This window comes from Escherichia sp. 10290, assembly GCF_030295155.1.
GTDB lineage: Bacteria > Pseudomonadota > Gammaproteobacteria > Enterobacterales > Enterobacteriaceae > Escherichia > Escherichia coli_F.
Genome location: NZ_AP025741.1, coordinates 3,980,949 through 3,999,111 on the forward strand (window position 1 = coordinate 3,980,949; position 18,163 = coordinate 3,999,111).

General features: G+C 47.6%; 15 protein-coding genes and 1 other RNA gene. 3 read left to right on the top strand and 13 right to left on the bottom strand.

Translation table 11 applies throughout. The annotated features are described in order from the left end of the window. Positions 1–19 precede the first annotated feature (19 nt). From QUE74_RS20135 to tdcA, 8 genes are all read right to left on the bottom strand, one after another. Positions 20–1,351, bottom strand: coding sequence for an SLC5/6 family protein (locus QUE74_RS20135; protein WP_000401598.1), 1,332 nt, complete (start codon positions 1,349–1,351; stop codon positions 20–22). A 274-nt stretch (positions 1,352–1,625) separates the two neighbouring features. Continuing rightward, positions 1,626–2,990, bottom strand: a complete 1,365-nt coding sequence (gene tdcG / locus QUE74_RS20140) for an L-serine ammonia-lyase (RefSeq protein ID WP_000622093.1) — start codon at positions 2,988–2,990, stop codon at positions 1,626–1,628. Between the two features lie 71 nt (positions 2,991–3,061). Beyond that, positions 3,062–3,451: an enamine/imine deaminase gene (locus QUE74_RS20145; protein WP_000719990.1), complete on the bottom strand. Its 390-nt coding sequence runs from the start codon at positions 3,449–3,451 to the stop codon at positions 3,062–3,064. Positions 3,452–3,464: 13 nt separating this feature from the next. Continuing rightward, positions 3,465–5,759, bottom strand: a complete 2,295-nt coding sequence (gene tdcE, locus QUE74_RS20150; protein ID WP_000861719.1) for a 2-ketobutyrate formate-lyase/pyruvate formate-lyase — start codon at positions 5,757–5,759, stop codon at positions 3,465–3,467. A 33-nt stretch (positions 5,760–5,792) separates the two neighbouring features. Beyond that, positions 5,793–7,001: a propionate kinase gene (gene tdcD, locus QUE74_RS20155; protein ID WP_001354981.1), complete on the bottom strand. Its 1,209-nt coding sequence runs from the start codon at positions 6,999–7,001 to the stop codon at positions 5,793–5,795. A 25-nt stretch (positions 7,002–7,026) separates the two neighbouring features. Beyond that, positions 7,027–8,358 carry a threonine/serine transporter TdcC gene (tdcC, locus tag QUE74_RS20160; RefSeq protein ID WP_000107721.1) on the bottom strand — a complete coding sequence of 444 codons (1,332 nt, stop codon included), beginning with the start codon at positions 8,356–8,358 and terminating at the stop codon, positions 7,027–7,029. Positions 8,359–8,379: 21 nt separating this feature from the next. After that, positions 8,380–9,369: a bifunctional threonine ammonia-lyase/L-serine ammonia-lyase TdcB gene (tdcB, locus tag QUE74_RS20165; RefSeq protein ID WP_000548353.1), complete on the bottom strand. Its 990-nt coding sequence runs from the start codon at positions 9,367–9,369 to the stop codon at positions 8,380–8,382. Between the two features lie 98 nt (positions 9,370–9,467). After that, positions 9,468–10,406 carry a transcriptional regulator TdcA gene (tdcA, locus tag QUE74_RS20170; protein WP_000104211.1) on the bottom strand — a complete coding sequence of 313 codons (939 nt, stop codon included), beginning with the start codon at positions 10,404–10,406 and terminating at the stop codon, positions 9,468–9,470. Positions 10,407–10,720: 314 nt separating this feature from the next. On the opposite strand from tdcA, the gene tdcR reads away from it, so the two are divergent. The 3 genes from tdcR (at position 10,721) to QUE74_RS20185 (ending at position 12,926) form a co-directional block, all read left to right on the top strand. Beyond that, the gene (gene tdcR, locus QUE74_RS20175) at positions 10,721–10,957 is read left to right on the top strand and encodes a transcriptional activator TdcR (RefSeq protein WP_050009867.1); all 237 of its coding nucleotides are present in this window, start codon (positions 10,721–10,723) and stop codon (positions 10,955–10,957) included. Positions 10,958–11,195: 238 nt separating this feature from the next. Beyond that, entirely contained in the window at positions 11,196–11,735 is a 540-nt protein-coding gene (locus tag QUE74_RS20180; protein ID WP_001352916.1) for a hypothetical protein, read from the top strand. Positions 11,736–11,756: 21 nt separating this feature from the next. Then, positions 11,757–12,926, top strand: a complete 1,170-nt coding sequence (locus tag QUE74_RS20185; RefSeq protein WP_000484647.1) for a hypothetical protein — start codon at positions 11,757–11,759, stop codon at positions 12,924–12,926. A 271-nt stretch (positions 12,927–13,197) separates the two neighbouring features. On the opposite strand, the gene rnpB is transcribed toward QUE74_RS20185, so the two are convergent. From rnpB to garP, 5 genes are all read right to left on the bottom strand, one after another. Beyond that, an RNA gene (rnpB, locus tag QUE74_RS20190) (RNase P RNA component class A) lies at positions 13,198–13,574 on the bottom strand. A gap of 32 nt (positions 13,575–13,606) precedes the next feature. After that, positions 13,607–14,752 (bottom strand): glycerate 2-kinase, encoded by a 1,146-nt coding sequence (gene garK, locus QUE74_RS20195; RefSeq protein WP_001354982.1) that lies wholly within the window; start codon positions 14,750–14,752, stop codon positions 13,607–13,609. A 96-nt stretch (positions 14,753–14,848) separates the two neighbouring features. Then, entirely contained in the window at positions 14,849–15,739 is an 891-nt protein-coding gene (gene garR / locus QUE74_RS20200) for a 2-hydroxy-3-oxopropionate reductase (protein WP_001303675.1), read from the bottom strand. Between the two features lie 29 nt (positions 15,740–15,768). Next, complete coding sequence (gene garL / locus QUE74_RS20205; RefSeq protein ID WP_001058227.1) at positions 15,769–16,539, bottom strand: 2-dehydro-3-deoxyglucarate aldolase; 771 nt, start codon at positions 16,537–16,539, stop codon at positions 15,769–15,771. Between the two features lie 15 nt (positions 16,540–16,554). Beyond that, positions 16,555–17,889, bottom strand: coding sequence for a galactarate/glucarate/glycerate transporter GarP (garP, locus tag QUE74_RS20210; RefSeq protein WP_000599650.1), 1,335 nt, complete (start codon positions 17,887–17,889; stop codon positions 16,555–16,557). Positions 17,890–18,163: the final 274 nt, after the last annotated feature.

Below are 18,163 nucleotides of genomic sequence, written 5' to 3' on the forward strand. Positions count from 1 at the left end.
CCTTAAAATTTCAGGTAAATCAAGAAAATGCCAGGAACGGAGATACACAAAGCAACAAACCAGTGACGATAATCAGGTACAGAGACATCCCTTTGTATTTGTGCAATGCCGGTACTTTGTAAACCAGCCACGCCGGGATCAGGCACCCTACCATGCCGAAAATCGGGCTACAGATAGAGGTGAAGCTCAACACCGGTGCGTTCAGTACGATGGCGCTCCAGGCCAGCAAAATGGCGAAAATCATGATGCCGCGCTGAACGAGATTTTCGTTAATCTTCTCGGCGGGCATCTTACGACGCAGGATGTTCATTACGATCCCTTGCGTTGCTTCGCGAAAACCTAAATAGACACCAAAGAATGCAGTCATTACGGCAAAAATATTAAGAATGACGCTGACCACTTTCACCCACGCTGCGCCGTCACCGCTAATAAACTGTGCGGCAATTGCCAGCGCGGAAATATTCTGCTCGTAGGCTTTTACCGCTTCGTCATGTCCCATCGCCAGCGTGAACGACACGGCGTAGAAAAAGACGGTGACAAACAAAATGCCAAACGCGATATTCATTGCCCGCAATGCTTTATGCCGCGCCACTTCAATGGATTTTTCCCGTGAGCGATAAGAGATCACCATCGGGCTTAACGTCTGGATAAACAGAATCGACGTCAGGGTAAACGGCAGCGTAATAATGGCGTTTTTCACCAGCAGCCCCAGCGGCGGCAGCGAACCGACGTTGTACAGATGCCACATTCCGACCATCGACACGCCCAGCGCCGCAACCACCAGCAGCTTGGTCAGCACCATCCCCGTCGAAATTTTGAATAACAATTTCTCGCCGCGTGAGGAGATCGCCACCAGAATGCAAATCAGTACCAGACCATAAAAGGGACTGTCTGACAGCAACCCTTCCGTCACGCCGAAGGTATGCAGGTAGGAAGCACTATCGTTGGTGATGGCAGTGGAATAGACGAACATCCAGATCACCAGCATCACGAAATAGAGCGCACCTAACAGGATGCCCCAGTTTTTACCTAAATAACCGCTGATGACGCTGGGGTAATCTTTACACTCTGGTGATTCTGCCAGCGTATTAATAAACAACCGCTGAAACAGATACATTGCTGGGTAACCAATCACCGATGAGAGCAAAAATACCCACAATCCCATCAAACCGACCTGCACCGGGAGAAAAACAATCCCTGCGCCAATCGCCATCCCGATACTCATAATCACCCAGCCGGTGTCAGTACTGTCGAATTTGATCGCTTCTCGCCACTCGCTCTCACTCATTCCAGCACGACCTGCCGGGGTCGAAGCGTCTGCAATGACGCCTTTATTCGATGCAATTTCCATAATTTCTCGCTCAATATTTTGTAGGGCTTATTATTTTTTTCCGAGCCGCATCAAGGCGATATGCGGTCTACATTTTTGCAGGCGAGTTATTAGAATAAGGAAATGATACGCGCGAGGTCAGAGAAAATCTTCACAATCAAGACTTTGAAATAACGGAGATGGATAAGAATTTTCTACTAAATTAACCGCAAGAGAATATTCATTCTCTATTTGCGGCAGATCACAAAAAAAAGGTGCACATTTGTGCACCCAAGGATGAAAGCTGACAGCAATGTCAACCGCAGACCACTTTAATGGCCAGTCCTCCGCGTGATGTTTCGCGGTATTTATCGTTCATATCTTTGCCGGTTTCATACATCGTCTCGATCACTTTATCGAGTGAAACACGCGGTGCCGAGGTGCGGCGCATCGCCATCCGCGCAGCGTTTACTGCTTTCACGGCATTAATGGCATTACGTTCAATGCACGGGATTTGTACCTGTCCGGCAACCGGATCGCAGGTCAGCCCAAGGTTATGCTCCATCGCAATTTCCGCCGCATTGCATACCTGCGCCGGACTGCCGCCCAGTAGTTCAGTTAACCCTGCCGCCGCCATTGAACAGGCCACGCCAATTTCCCCCTGACAGCCGACTTCCGCGCCAGAGATGGAAGCGTTCATTTTATACAGCGCGCCAATAGCCCCCGCTGCCAGTAGATAGCGGGCAATCGACCGCTCATTTACTGGGCGACGGAACTTATCATAATAAGCCAGCACAGCCGGAATAATGCCGCACGCCCCATTGGTCGGCGCTGTTACTACGCGCCCACCGGCTGCGTTTTCTTCACTCACTGCCAGCGCGTACATGTTGATCCAGTCGATGACGTTCATCGGATCGTTAGAGATGTTATCGCTGGAAACCAGCTGGCGACGCAACGCAACGGCACGACGAGGCACATTAAGCGGTCCTGGCAGCACGCCTTCGGTATTCATCCCGCGTTCAATGCCGTCGTGCATCACTTGCCAGATACGGGCAAACCCGGCATCAATTTCCGCTTTGCTGCGCAGCGCCAGCTCGTTGTGCATCATTAGGCCAGAAATAGACAGGCCGTTGTAATCACACATTTTCAGCAGTTCACCTGCTGAGTGAAAATCGTAAGGTACGAGGGTTTCGACAGCGTGCGACAGACCGAAGTGTTCTTCTTCAACGATAAATCCGCCACCGACTGAGTAGTAAGTTTTGCTTAATAGCTCTTTCGGCCCATTCCAGGCAGTAATCCGCATCCCGTTCTCATGACGAGGCAACATTTCAGGATGGAAAACAATGTTCTTTGCTACAGGAAAATCAACAACATGCGCCCCAGAAGCCACCGGCAACCGCCCGCTGCGCGTCACTAACTCAATAAATGCAGGGATCTCATCAATAACAACATCCTGCGGACTGTTTCCTGCTAGTCCCATGATGATGGCGACATCCGTGGCATGGCCTTTGCCCGTCAGTGACAACGACCCGTACAGATCGACCATAATATGGCTCGTCGCGGTTAATAAGCCGCTATTTTCCAGCCGATCAATAAAACTTTTTCCGGCATTCATCGGCCCCACGGTATGCGAACTGGAGGGTCCAATCCCAATTTTGAAAATATCGAATGCACTAATCATATCCACACCCTCGGATTGCCGTTCAGTGAAGTGGAGCGGAACGACCTTGCGACCGTCCCGCTCACGAGGCTTTACGCACTACGTACTGCGATGGCTTCAATTTCCAGCTTCACATCTTTCGGCAAACGCGCGACCTGCACACAGCTCCGGGTCGGGTAGGTCGCCTGATGCTCATCGAAGAACTGCTTATAGACTTCATTGATGGTGGCAAAATCATTCAGATCGGTGATGAACACGGTCATCTTGATGATATCACCCACGCTCAGCCCGGCAGCAACCACGATCGCTTTGACGTTTTCGAGGCTTAAACGCGCCTGATCTTGCACATCAGCCGGGATCTCACCTGTCTGCGGGCACACCGGAATTTGCCCGGAGGTGAAGACCATGCTGCCTAAATCAACACCCTGAACATAAGGGCCGATTGCGCCTGGGGCACGTTGCGTTTCGATAATCTTTTTCATACATCCTCCGGCGTCAGAGCGCCTGGGTAAAAGTACGTGAAATAACATCTTGTTGCTGTTCACGGGTCAGTGCGTTGAAGCGCACGGCGTAGCCAGAGACACGGATTGTCAGGTTAGGATATTTTTCCGGGTGCTCGATGGCATCCAGCAGCATTTCCCGATTCATTACGTTGACGTTGAGGTGTTGACCGCCTTCGACATCCGCTTCGTGGTGGAAATACCCATCCAGCAGGCCGACAAGGTTGGTTTTACGTACTGGATCTTCTTTGCCCAACGCCGCCGGGACAATTGAGAAGGTGTACGAGATACCGTCTTTGGCGTAAGTGAACGGCAGTTTCGCCACCGACGTCAGCGAGGCCACGGCACCTTTACGGTCACGACCGTGCATCGGGTTAGCGCCCGGTGCGAACGGTGTTCCGGCGCGACGACCGTCCGGCGTGTTACCGGTTTTCTGCCCGTACACCACGTTAGAAGTGATAGTCAGAATCGACTGGGTAGGGACGGCGTTGCGATAGGTTGGCAGCGCTTTAATTTTCTTCATAAAGCGTTCAACCAGGTCGCAGGCAATACTGTCTACGCGCTCGTCGTTGTTGCCGTACTGCGGATATTCACCGTCGATTTCGAAATCCACCGCCAGGCCGTTTTCGTCACGGATTGGTTTCACGCTGGCATATTTGATGGCAGACAGGGAGTCCGTCGCCACTGACAGGCCCGCGATGCCACACGCCATAGTGCGATAGACATCACGATCATGCAGCGCCATCAGCGAGGCTTCGTAGCTGTACTTGTCGTGCATGTAGTGGATGATGTTCAGCGCGCTGATGTACTGCACCGCCAGCCAGTCCATAAAGTGGTCGAGGCTGTCCATCACTTTGTCGTAGTCCAACACGTCGTCCATCAGCGGTGCTGTTTTTGGGCCGACCTGAATCTTCAGCTTCTCGTCCACCCCGCCGTTAATTGCGTAGAGCAGCGTTTTCGCCAGGTTAGCGCGTGCACCAAAGAACTGCATTTGCTTACCAATCACCATCGGGCTAACGCAGCAGGCAATCGCGTAATCGTCGCTGTTGAAGTCAGTACGCATCAGATCGTCGTTTTCATACTGCAAGGAAGAGGTGACGATAGACACCTGTGCGGCATATTTTTTGAAGGCGATCGGTAATTCTTCCGACCACAGAATGGTCAGGTTTGGTTCCGGTGCTGGCCCCATAGTGTGCAGGGTGTGCAGATAACGGAAAGAGTTTTTGGTCACCAGCGTACGACCGTCCAGCCCCATCCCACCGATCACTTCCGTCGCCCAGATCGGGTCGCCAGAGAACAGCGAATCAAATTCCGGCGTACGCAGGAAGCGCACCATACGGATCTTCATAATGAAGTGGTCGATCAGTTCTTGTGCCTGCTGCTCATTGAGCACGCCAGCTTTAAAGTCGCGCTCAATGTAGATATCGAGGAACGATGCCGTACGGCCAAGAGACATTGCGCCGCCGTTCTGTGATTTCACTGCCGCCAGGTAAGCGAAGTAGAGCCACTGCACCGCTTCCTGCGCATTCTGCGCCGGACGGGAGATATCAAAACCGTATTTCACCGCCATTTCCTGAATCTGCAACAGCGCACGACGATGTTCCGCCAGCTCCTCACGCAGACGGATAGTGGCTTCGAGATCTTCGCCTTTCTCCAGGCGAGACTGGAGATCGGCAAATTGCAGTTCGCGTTCACGTACCAGATAACTGATGCCGTAAAGCGCTACGCGGCGGTAGTCACCGATAATACGCCCACGACCATAACCGTCTGGCAAACCAGTCAGTACACCCGATTTACGGCAGCGCAGCATATCCGGTGAGTACGCATCAAATACGCCCTGATTATGGGTTTTACGCAGATCGGTAAAGATGTACTCAAATTCACTGTCCATTTCACGGCCATATGCGTGGAATGAGCTTTTAATCATATTAATACCGCCGAACGGATGCAGCGCGCGCTTTAATGGTGCATCTGTTTGCAGGCCAACAATTTTTTCCAGCGGCTGGTTAATATATCCCGCATCATGAGCGGTAATGGTGGTGGCAATATTAGTATCGAAATCAACCGGCGCGTGAGTCGCGTTTTCGATACGGATGCCTTCCATTACTTTTTCCCACAATTCCGTGGTGGCTGGCGTCGCTTCGGCGAGAAAAGATTCATCGCCTTCATACGGTGTATAGTTATGTTGAATAAAATCGCGGACATTAATTTCGTTTTTCCAGTCCGTACCTTTAAAGCCAAGCCATGCGTCGGCGTACAGCTTATCGCTGGTATCAATATCTACCTTCATGAAAAATAATCTCTCTACAATACTTCAACTAAATTATGCAAATTCTGCGGGCGCGTTAACTTTGCCTAAATGAATGGCATCCAAAGCAATCATTTTTTCTTCGTTAGTCGGAATAACGGCGCAAATGACACGCGCATTTTCACTAGAAACAATTCGCTCACCAAAGGAGTTAGAGCGGTTATTCATTTCTGTATCAATCTCTACGCCTAATACAGCCAAATGCTCCATGACCAAACGACGAATTAAACTTGAATTTTCTCCTATTCCGCCGGTGAATATAATTCCATCCAGGCGACGTAATGAGGCTGCGTGTCCGGCAATATGACGGGCAATTCGGTGAACAAAGGTTTTAATTGCCAGTTGCGCGCGTTCGTGACCTTCATGCCAGGCTTTTTCCAGAACACGTAAATCCGAAGAAAGACCGGAAATACCTAATAATCCCGACTCTTTATTCACTACGCGTTCCAGGTCACCCAGGCTCTGGTTGGTTTGGCTGGCGACCCAGGACATCGCCCCGAAGTCGACATCACCACTGCGGGTACCCATCATCAAGCCTTCCAGCGGCGTCATTCCCATTGAAGTGTCAACACTCTGACCGTTGCGAACTGCGCAGATTGACGCGCCATTGCCAAGATGCGCCACGACCAGGCCGGAGTCATCTTCCGCCAGATTCAGCAAAGAATGCGCGCGCTGGGAAACGTAGCGGTGCGACGTGCCGTGGAAACCATAACGGCGTACACCTAACTCTTCATAATATTTCCACGGCAGGCCGTATAAATAAGCTTCCGGCGCCATCGTCTGGTGGAAACTGGTATCAAATACCGCCACCTGAGTTACGCCCGGGAATAATTGCTGCGCCGATTCAATACCACTTAAATTGGCGTAATTATGCAGGGGTGCCAGTGGAGAAACGCGACGGATATTATTAATGACTTCATCGGTGATAATGGCAGACTCGGTAAAAATACTGCCGCCGTGGGCGATACGGTGGCCGATTAAGGCCACACTGTCATTTAAATTCCGTTTTTCCAGTTCAAATGCAATTGCCTTCAATGCACCTTCGTAGCTGTGGTGAGCCAGCGGTGCTGGCTCTCCCCCATTTACGGATAAGAATGCATTTTCCGAGTTAATACCGTCGGCAATACCTGACATTAATACTTCACAGTCGCTGGCATCGAGCACGGAAAACTTAATCGAAGACGAACCACAGTTAATAACCAAAACAACCGGAAATTCATTCATCTCTTTTCTCATCCTGAGTTACGGATTAAAACAGTTTGTATACGATGTTCAGGATGGTCAGCAGACCAATCACGGTAACAAACACGTTATCCAGACGACCACGGTATTTCGCCAGAGACGGCGCTTTACGGATGGCATACATCGGCAACAGGCACAACAGGGATGCGATAATCGGCGCGCCCATAGCTTCAATCAGGTCGAGGATGTTCGGGTTGGCGTAGGCAACAACCCAGGTGGAGCCCATGATGAAAATCATGCTGAGAGTATTCAGTTTACCCAGCGACACTTTGGTTTTGTCACCTTTATAACCGAACTTCAGAATCAAACCATTCAGACCTTCCAGCGTCCCCAGATAGTGACCGAAGAAAGATTTGAAAATAGCCACGAGTGCGATAATGGAAGCTGCATATTCCAGTGTAATTGCAAACGTTGTTTTGGTACCGGTCATGGACGCAAAGTGGTTAGCCAGATAAGAAAGCACTGGAATATTCTGCGCTTTCGCTTCAGCCATATTCGCCGGAGACAGCGTAAACAGGCAGCTAAAGGCAAAGAACATCACCACTGCAACCATCAGCATACTGGCGCGAGAGATGATTTGTGAACATTTACGCTCGGTGAAATCGCGACCAAAATCTTTCTCATACTCTTCACGTTTAGAAACCACGAAGGAAGAGACGATTGGCGAGAAGTTAAAGGAGAAAACCATGATGGAAATCCCCAGCCAGACAGTGATCAGGATACCGTCATGGCCGGTTAACGACAGCGAACCGAGGTCAACCTGGTCGATAACTGCAGAGTTCCAGTAAGGGATCAGCGATAGAGAAATCAGCACCAGGCTGGCGATAAACGGCCATACCAGGTAGCTCATCACTTTAACCATCAGATCCTTACCAAACCAGATGACGAAAGCCATCAGCAGCAACAGGAACAGCGCCACAAAGCCGCGATTCAGCGGTGCAAAGCCGAGCTGGTTTTCCCAGAACGTCATAAAGGTATTGGTAATAGTAACGCCATAAATCCACAGCAGTGGGCAAATCGCGAAGAAGTACAGGAACGTGATAACCACGCCGCCAGTTTTACCAAAATGCTCTTCCACCGTTTCCGTAATGTTGCCGGAAGGGTTAGAGCCAGAAAGACACAGACGCGCCAGCGCCCGGTGGCAATAAAATGCGATGGGGTATGCCAATACCAACATCAGAAGAATCGGGATCAGTCCGCCAAAACCTGCGCGGATAGGGAAGAACAGCACCCCGGCGCCGATTGCCGTACCAAACAAGCCTAACGTCCATGTGGTATCTGATTTACGCCAGGACGATTGTTTTGTCTGGCTGGATACAATGCTATCTGAAGTACTCATATCCTATCCTCAACGAATTAATTAAGCGTCAACGAAACCGGTGATTTGAGAGACGCGAGAAAGATCGATATTGCCGCCGGAAATAATACTGACGGTTTTTCTGTTTTGAATATATTGGTCTAATTTACCGCTTAATAATGCAGCACATGCCAGAGCGCCTGCGCCTTCGGTGACGACTTTATTGCGCTGAATTAAGGCAATCATACTGTTTCTGATTTCGTCTTCGCTGACCAGCACGATGTCATCGACTAATTCACGAACGATTTCGTAAGTTAAATTACCCGGGCGGGCGACATCACAACCATCCGCCAGGGTGCCGGTAGTTCGGTGCGTGGTTATTTCTCCGGAGTGGAAAGAAGCCGCCATGCCGTGAACGTTTTCTGACTGTACGCCAATAACACGAATAGTCGGGTTAATTGATTTAATCGCTACCGCAATACCAGCAATTAAACCGCCACCGCCAATTGGCACAATCACATTATCGACATCATAGAGATCTTCCATAATTTCCAGGCCAATCGTTCCCTGACCGGCAATCACTTTCGGATCATCATAAGGTGGGATAAAAATACGGCCTTCCGTTTCGACAATTTCGCTCACTTTAGCGATAGTGTCGTTAAAGTTGTCGCCGTGCAGAACAACTTCAGCGGAGTAGTCGCACGTTGCCGCTACTTTGGATTTCGGCGCGCCTTTTGGCATCACCACTTTACCGTCGATACCCAGCATCGCGCAGGAGAGCGAGACCCCTTGCGCATGGTTGCCCGCAGAGCAGGCCACTACACCTTTACGTTTTTCCGCATCGGTCAGTGAACTTAATTTATTAAATGCGCCACGAATTTTAAATGAACCGGTACGCTGCATGTTTTCGAATTTGAGGAATATTTCACCTTTGCAACGTTCACTAAAATAGTTGGAGCGAGGCATGCCTGTTTTATAAATTCGCCCAGCCAGTCGTTGTTTTGCTTCAATGATGTCATCAATAGCAACCGGGAGATCGTATGTAATATGCATTATAAAACCTCTTAGCCTGAATTAAATATGTAGGTAACCGTAACCGACACCTGCAAAACAGACAGGTGGATTATTTATGTTTAAATAAAAACAAATAACTAACCAACTTCAATTAATTGCCTTCGTCTACACCCATTATAAGATGAATACTCTTTGGCTAATTCCACCAAAACCGATGCTGCTTTTTTAATACGATAATTTTTCGACCATACCGCGGCATATTGTGCCACAGGTAATGTTTCTTCAACCGGAATAGTAATAAATTGATTTGAACCAAAAGGTGATGTCATATCACAAGGAATTACAGTTAAGAAATCAGCATTGAGAACAAGATTATAAATTGTCACAACTGAGTCGGTTTTAACGATGTTTTCAATACTGATGCCATTTCTTTGTAACGTGGTGAGCAGCTCGCTGTAGTACCCCATATTGGTTTGTGGCAACACCCACTGTTCGTTCTTCAACGACTCCAGCGTGGTGGTGCCGGTGCATGTTCGGGACTTACTGGCTACCAACACAAACTCGGACTCGAACAGCGGCTCAACATGTAAATCCTGAAGCTTCATTTCTGCGCTTAACGTACCAATCGCAAAATCCAGTCGACCGTCGCGGATTGCCGGTAAGAACGAAGACAGTTGCGCTTCATACATAGAAACCTGCGCTTTCGGAAACACCTCTTTGAACTTGTTGATCATCCCGGACATAAAAGTAAAACCAATCAATGAAGGAAAACCGAATGAGACTTCCACCACCGCCTCAGAAGACATACCGCTTATCTCATTAACCATATTTTTCATTTCACGGGTAATGGATTCGGAACGGGAGAGTAACAATTGACCGGCAGGTGTTAATGTTACACCGGTATTTTTCCGCACCACTAATTCCACACCAAAATAGTCTTCAATATCGTTAATGATTTTACTGACGGCGGGTTGAGTTAACCCTAATTCTTTTGCAGCCGAGCCGATAGAGCCACTTCTAATGACTTCCTGAAAGACTACCAGATGCTGCGTTTTCGGAAGAAGAATAGTGCTCATAACTACCTACGTTAATAACCTCATTGACGGCATGAAGTGTATCAAAATGAAATGAACAGGATATGTGCGACCACTCACAAATTAACTTTCAATACTTTTCTGGATATCACTGTATCAATTAAATTCTTTTATATATCAATAAGTTAAAGTATATAAATCAGCATAAACCCTGATTTTTGTCAAAAAAAATGACAGGGATAACCATATTTTATGGCGATAACATCATTCGTTATGTGGTTAATAAAAAAAAGCAGCCGCGACCATATTTCAAGCAATTAGCGGATAATTACCAGGCAAATTTTGAGTTAAATTTTATGAGCAAGTTATCAAATTTTATTATAAATAAATCATTTTCAGCGATAAATAATGCGGCACGTCACATTTTTTCTCGCTATTTGTTGGAGGGCAAACATTTATTTTATCAATGTTTTAAAATTTCGAATACAGATATTGATCATCTCGAACAATTGATTAACATCAACTTTCACCCTTCTTACAGGACGTCATTTTGTGAATGCAATCGTTTCCCCTCGTTTCTACTGTCACCATAGTTACTAAATAGCATTTTGTGTTGAGGATCACAAAACGAATAATTGATGTTCATCGCTATACGATCAGAATAAGAGAACAAGGAGGATTTTCGTTGTGCTTTACATCGTTGTAGACCACAGAATTTTGCTTCGTTGACTGTAATGCCGGGTAATTGAGCGTTTTTTGATAGTTGTGAGCGAACCGTGCAAGGAAAATAAGCATTGATTATTGTTTGTCATGAAGACAAGGCAGGCATCAATGAAAGGTTATTCGGTTTCACATTTTTTACCCCCTTCGATACCACCAATGTACGAAACTGTTAACACTTATAATAGAAACATTGATTATTGGAAGGTAAAAATAAAATTTGCCGAGATTATATCGACAAATGACGTTAATGAAATTTACAGCATAAGCAATGAATTGCGGAGAATATTATCTGCGATTACTGCATTGAATGTCTATAAAGGTGATGTTTCTTCTGTAATGATCCGAATCCAACCGGAAAATAGAAGTCCATTCATCATAGATATTTCTACAGGAGTAAATGATGATTATATAATACAAACTTTAGATGTAGGCACATTTTCACCTTTTGGCGAAAAATGTACTTGTTCAGCCATCAATAGAAAAGATCTGGAGTGTATCAAGGAGACAATTTTTAAGTTTTGCGCAAAGTTCACGCAAAAAGAAGTTATCTTAACGGAATTTAATCATTTTAATAAAACTGACAATGTTTCAGATTGTTGGCAAATTCTCTTTTTTTCACCAGATCATTTTAATCATGATTCTCATTGATTATTTAAAAAGGATAAAATAATGTTCCCGGTTTCATCAATAGGTAATGACTTAGGTAATGATTTAGTACGTATAAAAATGAATGACATTCCTGAAACCCCCATAATAAATGACCTCAAAGCACTAGCACCAGGTGTAGTAAAACTAAAACAGACTTCTAATCAAATGCTCACGTTAATCTGCGCGTTGCAACCAGGTGGAACATGTATTATCGATGGTGATTTTCAACAAGAATTAGCATACTTAAAAAATGTAATACTTTATAATAACTCGTCTCTTCGCATAGACTTTTTAGGTTATAATGCCCAAATAACGCAACGATCAGACAATACTTGCGAACTTATAATTTGTGAACCGTTAAATAACAAAAAAATTTCAACAGACATCATGAACATAAATTGTTCATTAAAGGAAATTTATAATGAAATCAGAAGACTAAATGTAATCTTTAGCTCTGGAGCAGGCGACGTAATAGATTTATCCTATCTGGACTTGCATAACGTCGATTTAACTGGTTATGATTTTTCAAATAAACATATGGCTTACGCGACTTTAGATCCCTTTACATTGTTTGCAACAAAGTTTACTAAAACCAATATGTACAATATAAATTTTATGCGTTCGACACACAATGGTACTATCTCATGGAATTCTTTATTAAAAATCACCCCAGCGTTAACAAGTATCAGCGATGATTATTCCAGAGAAAAAATCAACTTTGTCGAAAGTTGTTTAAATGAGCTTGGAGATTTAACCGAAGATCAATTAAAAATCATGAGATATGCGATTATAAAATCCATACCAACAGCAAATATAACAGACAAATTAGAAAAAGAATTAACAAAAAGCATATATAAAAATTCCTCAAAAATTAATAATTATTTGAGCAAAGTTAAATTACCAGAGATGAAAAACTTCTCATTAGAAAAAGCATATGATTATATCGACAAAATTATTGAAGAATATGATTGCGTCAAAAAAAATGATTACCAAACCGATCCAGAAATTAATTATACTGTCGATTACAACCTAGATTACACTAACTCAAACGACTTGCTTTCAGATAATAGCCTGGAGGAAGAGAGAGATTCTGTTGACAATTCCTTTTCAGACGATGAATTTAGCTTCAACGAGTGTCGTTTTATTAGCAAAGAATATACGTATGATTACGATCTTTTAAATGAAATATAAATGTAATGATTTCTTGCAAAGTCTATTATTAATAGCTTAGATACTCGTTCATCTTTCCGTCTGCACCAAAAGTAAAAGCTTGCCGAAGCAGGTTCGAGACTGATGATAAACACAAAATTGCCTGAGGCGCTACGCTTATCAGGCCTACATTTCCTCTGTGCAATATATTAAATTTTCGTTGTTTTGTAGGCCAGATAAGACGTTCATCTTTCCGACCACCCTCCTCAAAAGCAAAAACCCGCCAGTTTGCACTGGCGGGTTTTCGTTGAAGAGGTGAAACTGACCGATAAGCCGGGTTCTGTCGTGGACAGTCATTCATCTAGGCCAGCAATCGCTCACTGGCTCAAGCAGCCTACCCGGGTTCAGTACGGGCCGTACCTTATGAACCCCTATTTGGCCTTGCTCCGGGTGGAGTTTACCGTGCCACGGACTGTTACCAGCCGCGCGGTGCGCTCTTACCGCACCCTTTCACCCTTACCTGATCCCGCTTGCACGGGCCATCGGCGGTTTGCTCTCTGTTGCACTGGTCGTGGGTTTCCCCCCCAGGCGTTACCTGGCACCCTGCCCTATGGAGCCCGGACTTTCCTCCCCTCCGCCCGTCTCCCCCGAAGAGGACGACGACGAAGCGGCGACTGTCTGGTCAGCTTCGGCGCGCAGTATAGAGGGTTTGCGCGCCCTTGTCACCCCGCGTTGCGCATTCCAATCGCCAGTGTCGCGGCGATATTACGTGAAGCACGGTAAATATTGTCATAAGCCCCGCGGAATGCTTCGTCCAACGTACCAATACTGGTCAATACGCTGAAGACCGCATCAATGCCATGCTGATGTACAACGCCAACATCATTGGTCAGGCTACCCGCAATGCCAATCACCGGTTTATGGTACTTTTTCGCCACGTTTGCGACGCCAATCGGAACCTTGCCGTGTATACTCTGGCTGTCAATACGCCCTTCACCGGTGATCACCAGCGTACAATCGTGAATATGTTCCTCCAGATTCAGCGCCGTCGTGACGATTTCAATACCACTTTTCAGTTCCGCACCAAGAAACGCCATCAGCGCCGCGCCCATACCGCCCGCAGCTCCTGCGCCGGGGACATCTTTCACATCAACATGCAGCGCTTTTTTAATGACATCGGCATAGTGAGAGAGGTTATTGTCCAGCTCGACAATCATCGCTTCACTGGCTCCCTTTTGTGGGCCAAAGATGTGCGATGCGCCGTTATCGCCCACCAGCGGATTGGTGACATCACAAGCGACGCGAATAGCACAATCTTTTAAGCGCGGATCGAGGCCGGAAATATCAATATCATTCAGAGTATTAAGGCTACCGCCGCCAAAACCAATTTCATTGCCGTTGGCATCGCATAATTTCGCCCCCAGCGCCTGCACCATGCCTGCGCCGCCGTCGTTGGTGGCGCTGCCGCCAATGCCGATAATAATGTTTGTCGCGCCGCTCTCCAGCGCCTGCAGGATTAACTCGCCAGTACCGCGTGAAGTGGTCACAAGTGGATCGCGTTTTTCCGCAGGTACCAGTTCCAGCCCACTGGCCGCCGCCATTTCGATAAACGCGGTTTTGCCATCGCCGGAGATCCCCCAACTGGCATTCACTTTCTCGCCCAGCGGCCCTGTAACCCAGGCGTGACGTTCAGCCCCCTGGGTGGCTGCAATCATGGCTTCCACCGTTCCTTCACCACCGTCGGCAACCGGAACGGAAACATACTGTGCATCAGGAAAAATTTCCCGAAATCCTTTTTCTATGGCCTGCGCAACCTCGCTGGCAGATAAACTTTCTTTATAAGAGTCTGGGGCGATTACGATTTTCATACCTATGCCTGTTACCACATGACGCCGGAGGGCGTTTCTCTTATTCGGCCTGGATTCCAGGCCCGGATTGCAATACGCCATCCGGGCACGACGTCATTAGCGAGTAACTTCGACTTTCGCCAGTTTTTCGTAGTAGCACGCCAGGGCGCTATGATCCGCCGTTCCTAAACCATCGGCACGCAGTGCCTGCATCATCTCCATAACCGCAGCTGTGAGCGGCAGTTGCGCGCCGACGCCGTGGGAAGTATCCAGCGCATTTGCCAGATCCTTAATATGCAGATCAATACGGAAGCCCGGCTTGAAGTTGCGGTCCATCACCATCGGCGCTTTGGCATCCAGCACGGTACTGCCCGCCAGTCCACCGCGAATTGCCTGATACACCAGATCCGGGTTAACGCCCGCTTTGGTTGCCAGCGTTAACGCTTCTGACATCGCGGCAATATTCAGCGCCACAATGACCTGATTTGCCAGTTTGGTGACGTTACCTGCACCGATTTCCCCGGTATGCACCACGGAACCCGCCATCGCTTTCATCAAATCATAGTATTTGTCGAAAATAGCCTTGTCGCCGCCCACCATCACTGACAGCGTACCGTCGATGGCTTTCGGTTCACCGCCGCTCACCGGGGCGTCCAGCATATCAATGCCTTTCGCTTTCAGCGCTTCGCTTATTTCACGGCTTGCCAGCGGTGCAATAGAACTCATATCGATCAATACCGTACCTGGCTTCGCGCCTTCAATAATGCCATTCTCACCCAGCGCCACCTCTTTCACATGAGGGGAGTTTGGCAGCATGGTTATGATGACGTCGCACTGTTCAGCGATCGCTTTAGCCGTAGAAGCTGTTTCTGCACCTGCTGCAATCACGTCAGCAATAGCTTCTGGGTTACGGTCAGCAACCACCAGCGAGTAACCTGCTTTCAGAAGGTTTTTACTCATTGGTTTACCCATAATCCCCAGGCCAATAAAACCAACTTTCATAGTCATATCAATCATCTCTCTTGTTGCGGTGGTGGTTATTTTTTAAAGGTATCAGCCAGTTTCTGAGTGGCAGAGCGGAAGACGCCGAGATCGCTGCCGACAGCCACAAACGTCGCGCCCCATTCCAGATAACGACGCGCATCGGCTTCGACCGGCGCGAGGATACCGCTGGGTTTGCCGTGCGCACTGGCACGGTTAAAAATATGCTGGATTGCTTTTTGTACATCCGGGTGCGAGGCATTGCCGAGATGGCCTAATGCCGCAGCCAGATCGCTGGGGCCGACGAAGATACCGTCTACACCTTCGGTAGCGGCAATGGCATCGACGTTATCTACGCCCTGCTGACTTTCTATCTGGACCAGAATGGTGATGTTCTTGTTCGACTGAGCGAAATAATCCGCCACGGTGCCAAACATATTGGCGCGGTGAGAAACGGAGACGCCGCGAATGCCTTCCGGTGGATAACGGGTTGATGCCACCGCCTGCTCTGCTTCCTCTTTTGTTTCTACAAAAGGAATCAGGAAGTTATAGAAACCGATATCCAGAAGACGCTTTATAATTACCGGCTCGTTGGTCGGCACTCGCACTACTGGCGCGCTGGCGCTGCCTTTCAGGGCCATTAACTGCGGAATAAACGTGGAGATATCGTTTGGCGCATGTTCGCCATCCAGCACCAGCCAGTCAAACCCAGCCAAACCAAGAACTTCAGTGCTAATCGGGTTAGAGAGTGCTGACCAGCAACCAATTTGTACCTGTTTCGCAGCCAGTGCGGCTTTGAATTTATTCGGGAAAACATCGTTATTCATCGCTTATACCTTTGCTTATTTCTGCAATTCCATACGTTTAATGTCGCCAACTACGAAGAGGTAGCAGACCATCGCCATCAGCGCTGAACATCCCACGAAAACCAGTGCTGCATTGAAGGAGTTCAGTTCACTTACCAGGTAGCCAATCACCAGTGGAGTGACAATGGAGGCAACATTTCCAAAGACGTTAAAGACGCCGCCGCAGAGGCCAACTATCTCTTTCGGCGCGGTGTCAGAAATCACCGGCCAGCCCAGCGCGCCAAATCCTTTGCCAAAGAAGGCCAGCGCCATCAGCATGACCACCAGCGTGGTGTTATTGGTGTAGTTACATAAGATGATGGTGGAAGCCAGCAACATTCCCAGCACAATCGGTAGCTTACGTGCCAGGGTCAGGGACAAACCGCGTTTGATCAGATAATCCGAGAAGATACCTCCCAGCACGCCGCCCGCAAAACCACACAGTGCCGGAATCGAGGCGACCAGACCCACTTTCAGAATCGACATGCCTTTTTCCTGCACCAGATAAATCGGGAACCAGGTGAGGAAGAACCAGGTGATGGTGTTGATAAAATATTGTCCGAAAAATACGCCCAACATCATGCGGTTAGAGAGCAATTGCTTGATGTAATGCAGTTTGGGACCGCTTGCTGCCGCGCTGCCCGGCTTTTTGTGGTCCATATCGACCACCGCGCCATTTTCAGATATAAACTTCAGCTCTTCCGCAGACATACGTGGGTGATCTGTCGGGTTATGAATCAACTTGATCCACAGCGCCGTCAGCACAAAACCAATCACCCCCATAACGGTAAAGACGTGCTCCCATCCCCAGGCGAAAGTCAGCCAGCCAAGCAGAGGCGAAAAGAGCGCCAGCGAGAAATATTGCGCCGAGTTAAAGATGGCGGAGGCAGTACCACGTTCTTTCGTCGGGAACCAGGCGGCGACAATACGGGCGTTCGCCGGGAATGATGGCGCTTCCGAGAAGCCGAGCATAAAGCGCATAAAGAACATGGAGATCCCTGCCCAGGCCAGCGGGAACATATCAACAAAGCCTTGCAGGAAGGTGAATAGCGACCAGAAAAAGAGGCTGTAGGTGTAAACTTTTTTCGAGCCAAACTTATCAAGCAGCCAGCCGCCGGGGATTTGCATCAGCAAGTAGGCCCAGCCAAAAGCAGAAAAGATGTAACCCATCGAAACCGCACTTAACTGCAACTCTTTTGCCACTTCGGTACCAGCAATAGACAGCGTTGCACGATCGGCGTAGTTAACGGCGGTAACAATAAAAATAATCAGTAATATTAAATAGCGGGTATGCACGCCTTTCTTTTTTACGTCAACGGTGTCCAGAATCATTTTATTTACCTCGGGTACTTATGCTGATTTTTATTATTATGGGGAAGGTGTTATTTATGAGTTTTATTTATGCCGTTACGACAATGAACTCAGGAATTAGTATAAGCAGCGAGAGAATAATAATCATTGTGCAAATGCTAATTTAATTATTACTATTTAAATATTATTTTGAGCATATGCACATAAGGTTGCGCGCTAAAGCACAGATTTGCTCTTTACCCTGCCGGGCGGCACTGCAATCCCTGAAATGATTGACATTGATCACATTTCTGCG

Excerpts from the sequence above, each read along its gene's own strand:
- tdcC (WP_000107721.1), bottom strand. The coding sequence starts at position 8,358 with ATGAGTACTTCAGATAGCATTGTATCCAGCCAGACAAAACAATCGTCC.
- tdcE (WP_000861719.1), bottom strand. The coding sequence starts at position 5,759 with ATGAAGGTAGATATTGATACCAGCGATAAGCTGTACGCCGACGCATGG.
- garL (WP_001058227.1), bottom strand. The coding sequence starts at position 16,539 with ATGAATAACGATGTTTTCCCGAATAAATTCAAAGCCGCACTGGCTGCG.
- QUE74_RS20180 (WP_001352916.1), top strand. The coding sequence starts at position 11,196 with ATGAAAGGTTATTCGGTTTCACATTTTTTACCCCCTTCGATACCACCA.
- garK (WP_001354982.1), bottom strand. The coding sequence starts at position 14,752 with ATGAAAATCGTAATCGCCCCAGACTCTTATAAAGAAAGTTTATCTGCC.
- QUE74_RS20135 (WP_000401598.1), bottom strand. The coding sequence starts at position 1,351 with ATGGAAATTGCATCGAATAAAGGCGTCATTGCAGACGCTTCGACCCCG.
- tdcB (WP_000548353.1), bottom strand. The coding sequence starts at position 9,369 with ATGCATATTACATACGATCTCCCGGTTGCTATTGATGACATCATTGAA.
- tdcD (WP_001354981.1), bottom strand. The coding sequence starts at position 7,001 with ATGAATGAATTTCCGGTTGTTTTGGTTATTAACTGTGGTTCGTCTTCG.
- QUE74_RS20145 (WP_000719990.1), bottom strand. The coding sequence starts at position 3,451 with ATGAAAAAGATTATCGAAACGCAACGTGCCCCAGGCGCAATCGGCCCT.
- tdcR (WP_050009867.1), top strand. The coding sequence starts at position 10,721 with ATGAGCAAGTTATCAAATTTTATTATAAATAAATCATTTTCAGCGATA.
- tdcG (WP_000622093.1), bottom strand. The coding sequence starts at position 2,990 with ATGATTAGTGCATTCGATATTTTCAAAATTGGGATTGGACCCTCCAGT.
- garP (WP_000599650.1), bottom strand. The coding sequence starts at position 17,889 with ATGATTCTGGACACCGTTGACGTAAAAAAGAAAGGCGTGCATACCCGC.
- QUE74_RS20185 (WP_000484647.1), top strand. The coding sequence starts at position 11,757 with ATGTTCCCGGTTTCATCAATAGGTAATGACTTAGGTAATGATTTAGTA.
- garR (WP_001303675.1), bottom strand. The coding sequence starts at position 15,739 with ATGACTATGAAAGTTGGTTTTATTGGCCTGGGGATTATGGGTAAACCA.
- tdcA (WP_000104211.1), bottom strand. The coding sequence starts at position 10,406 with ATGAGCACTATTCTTCTTCCGAAAACGCAGCATCTGGTAGTCTTTCAG.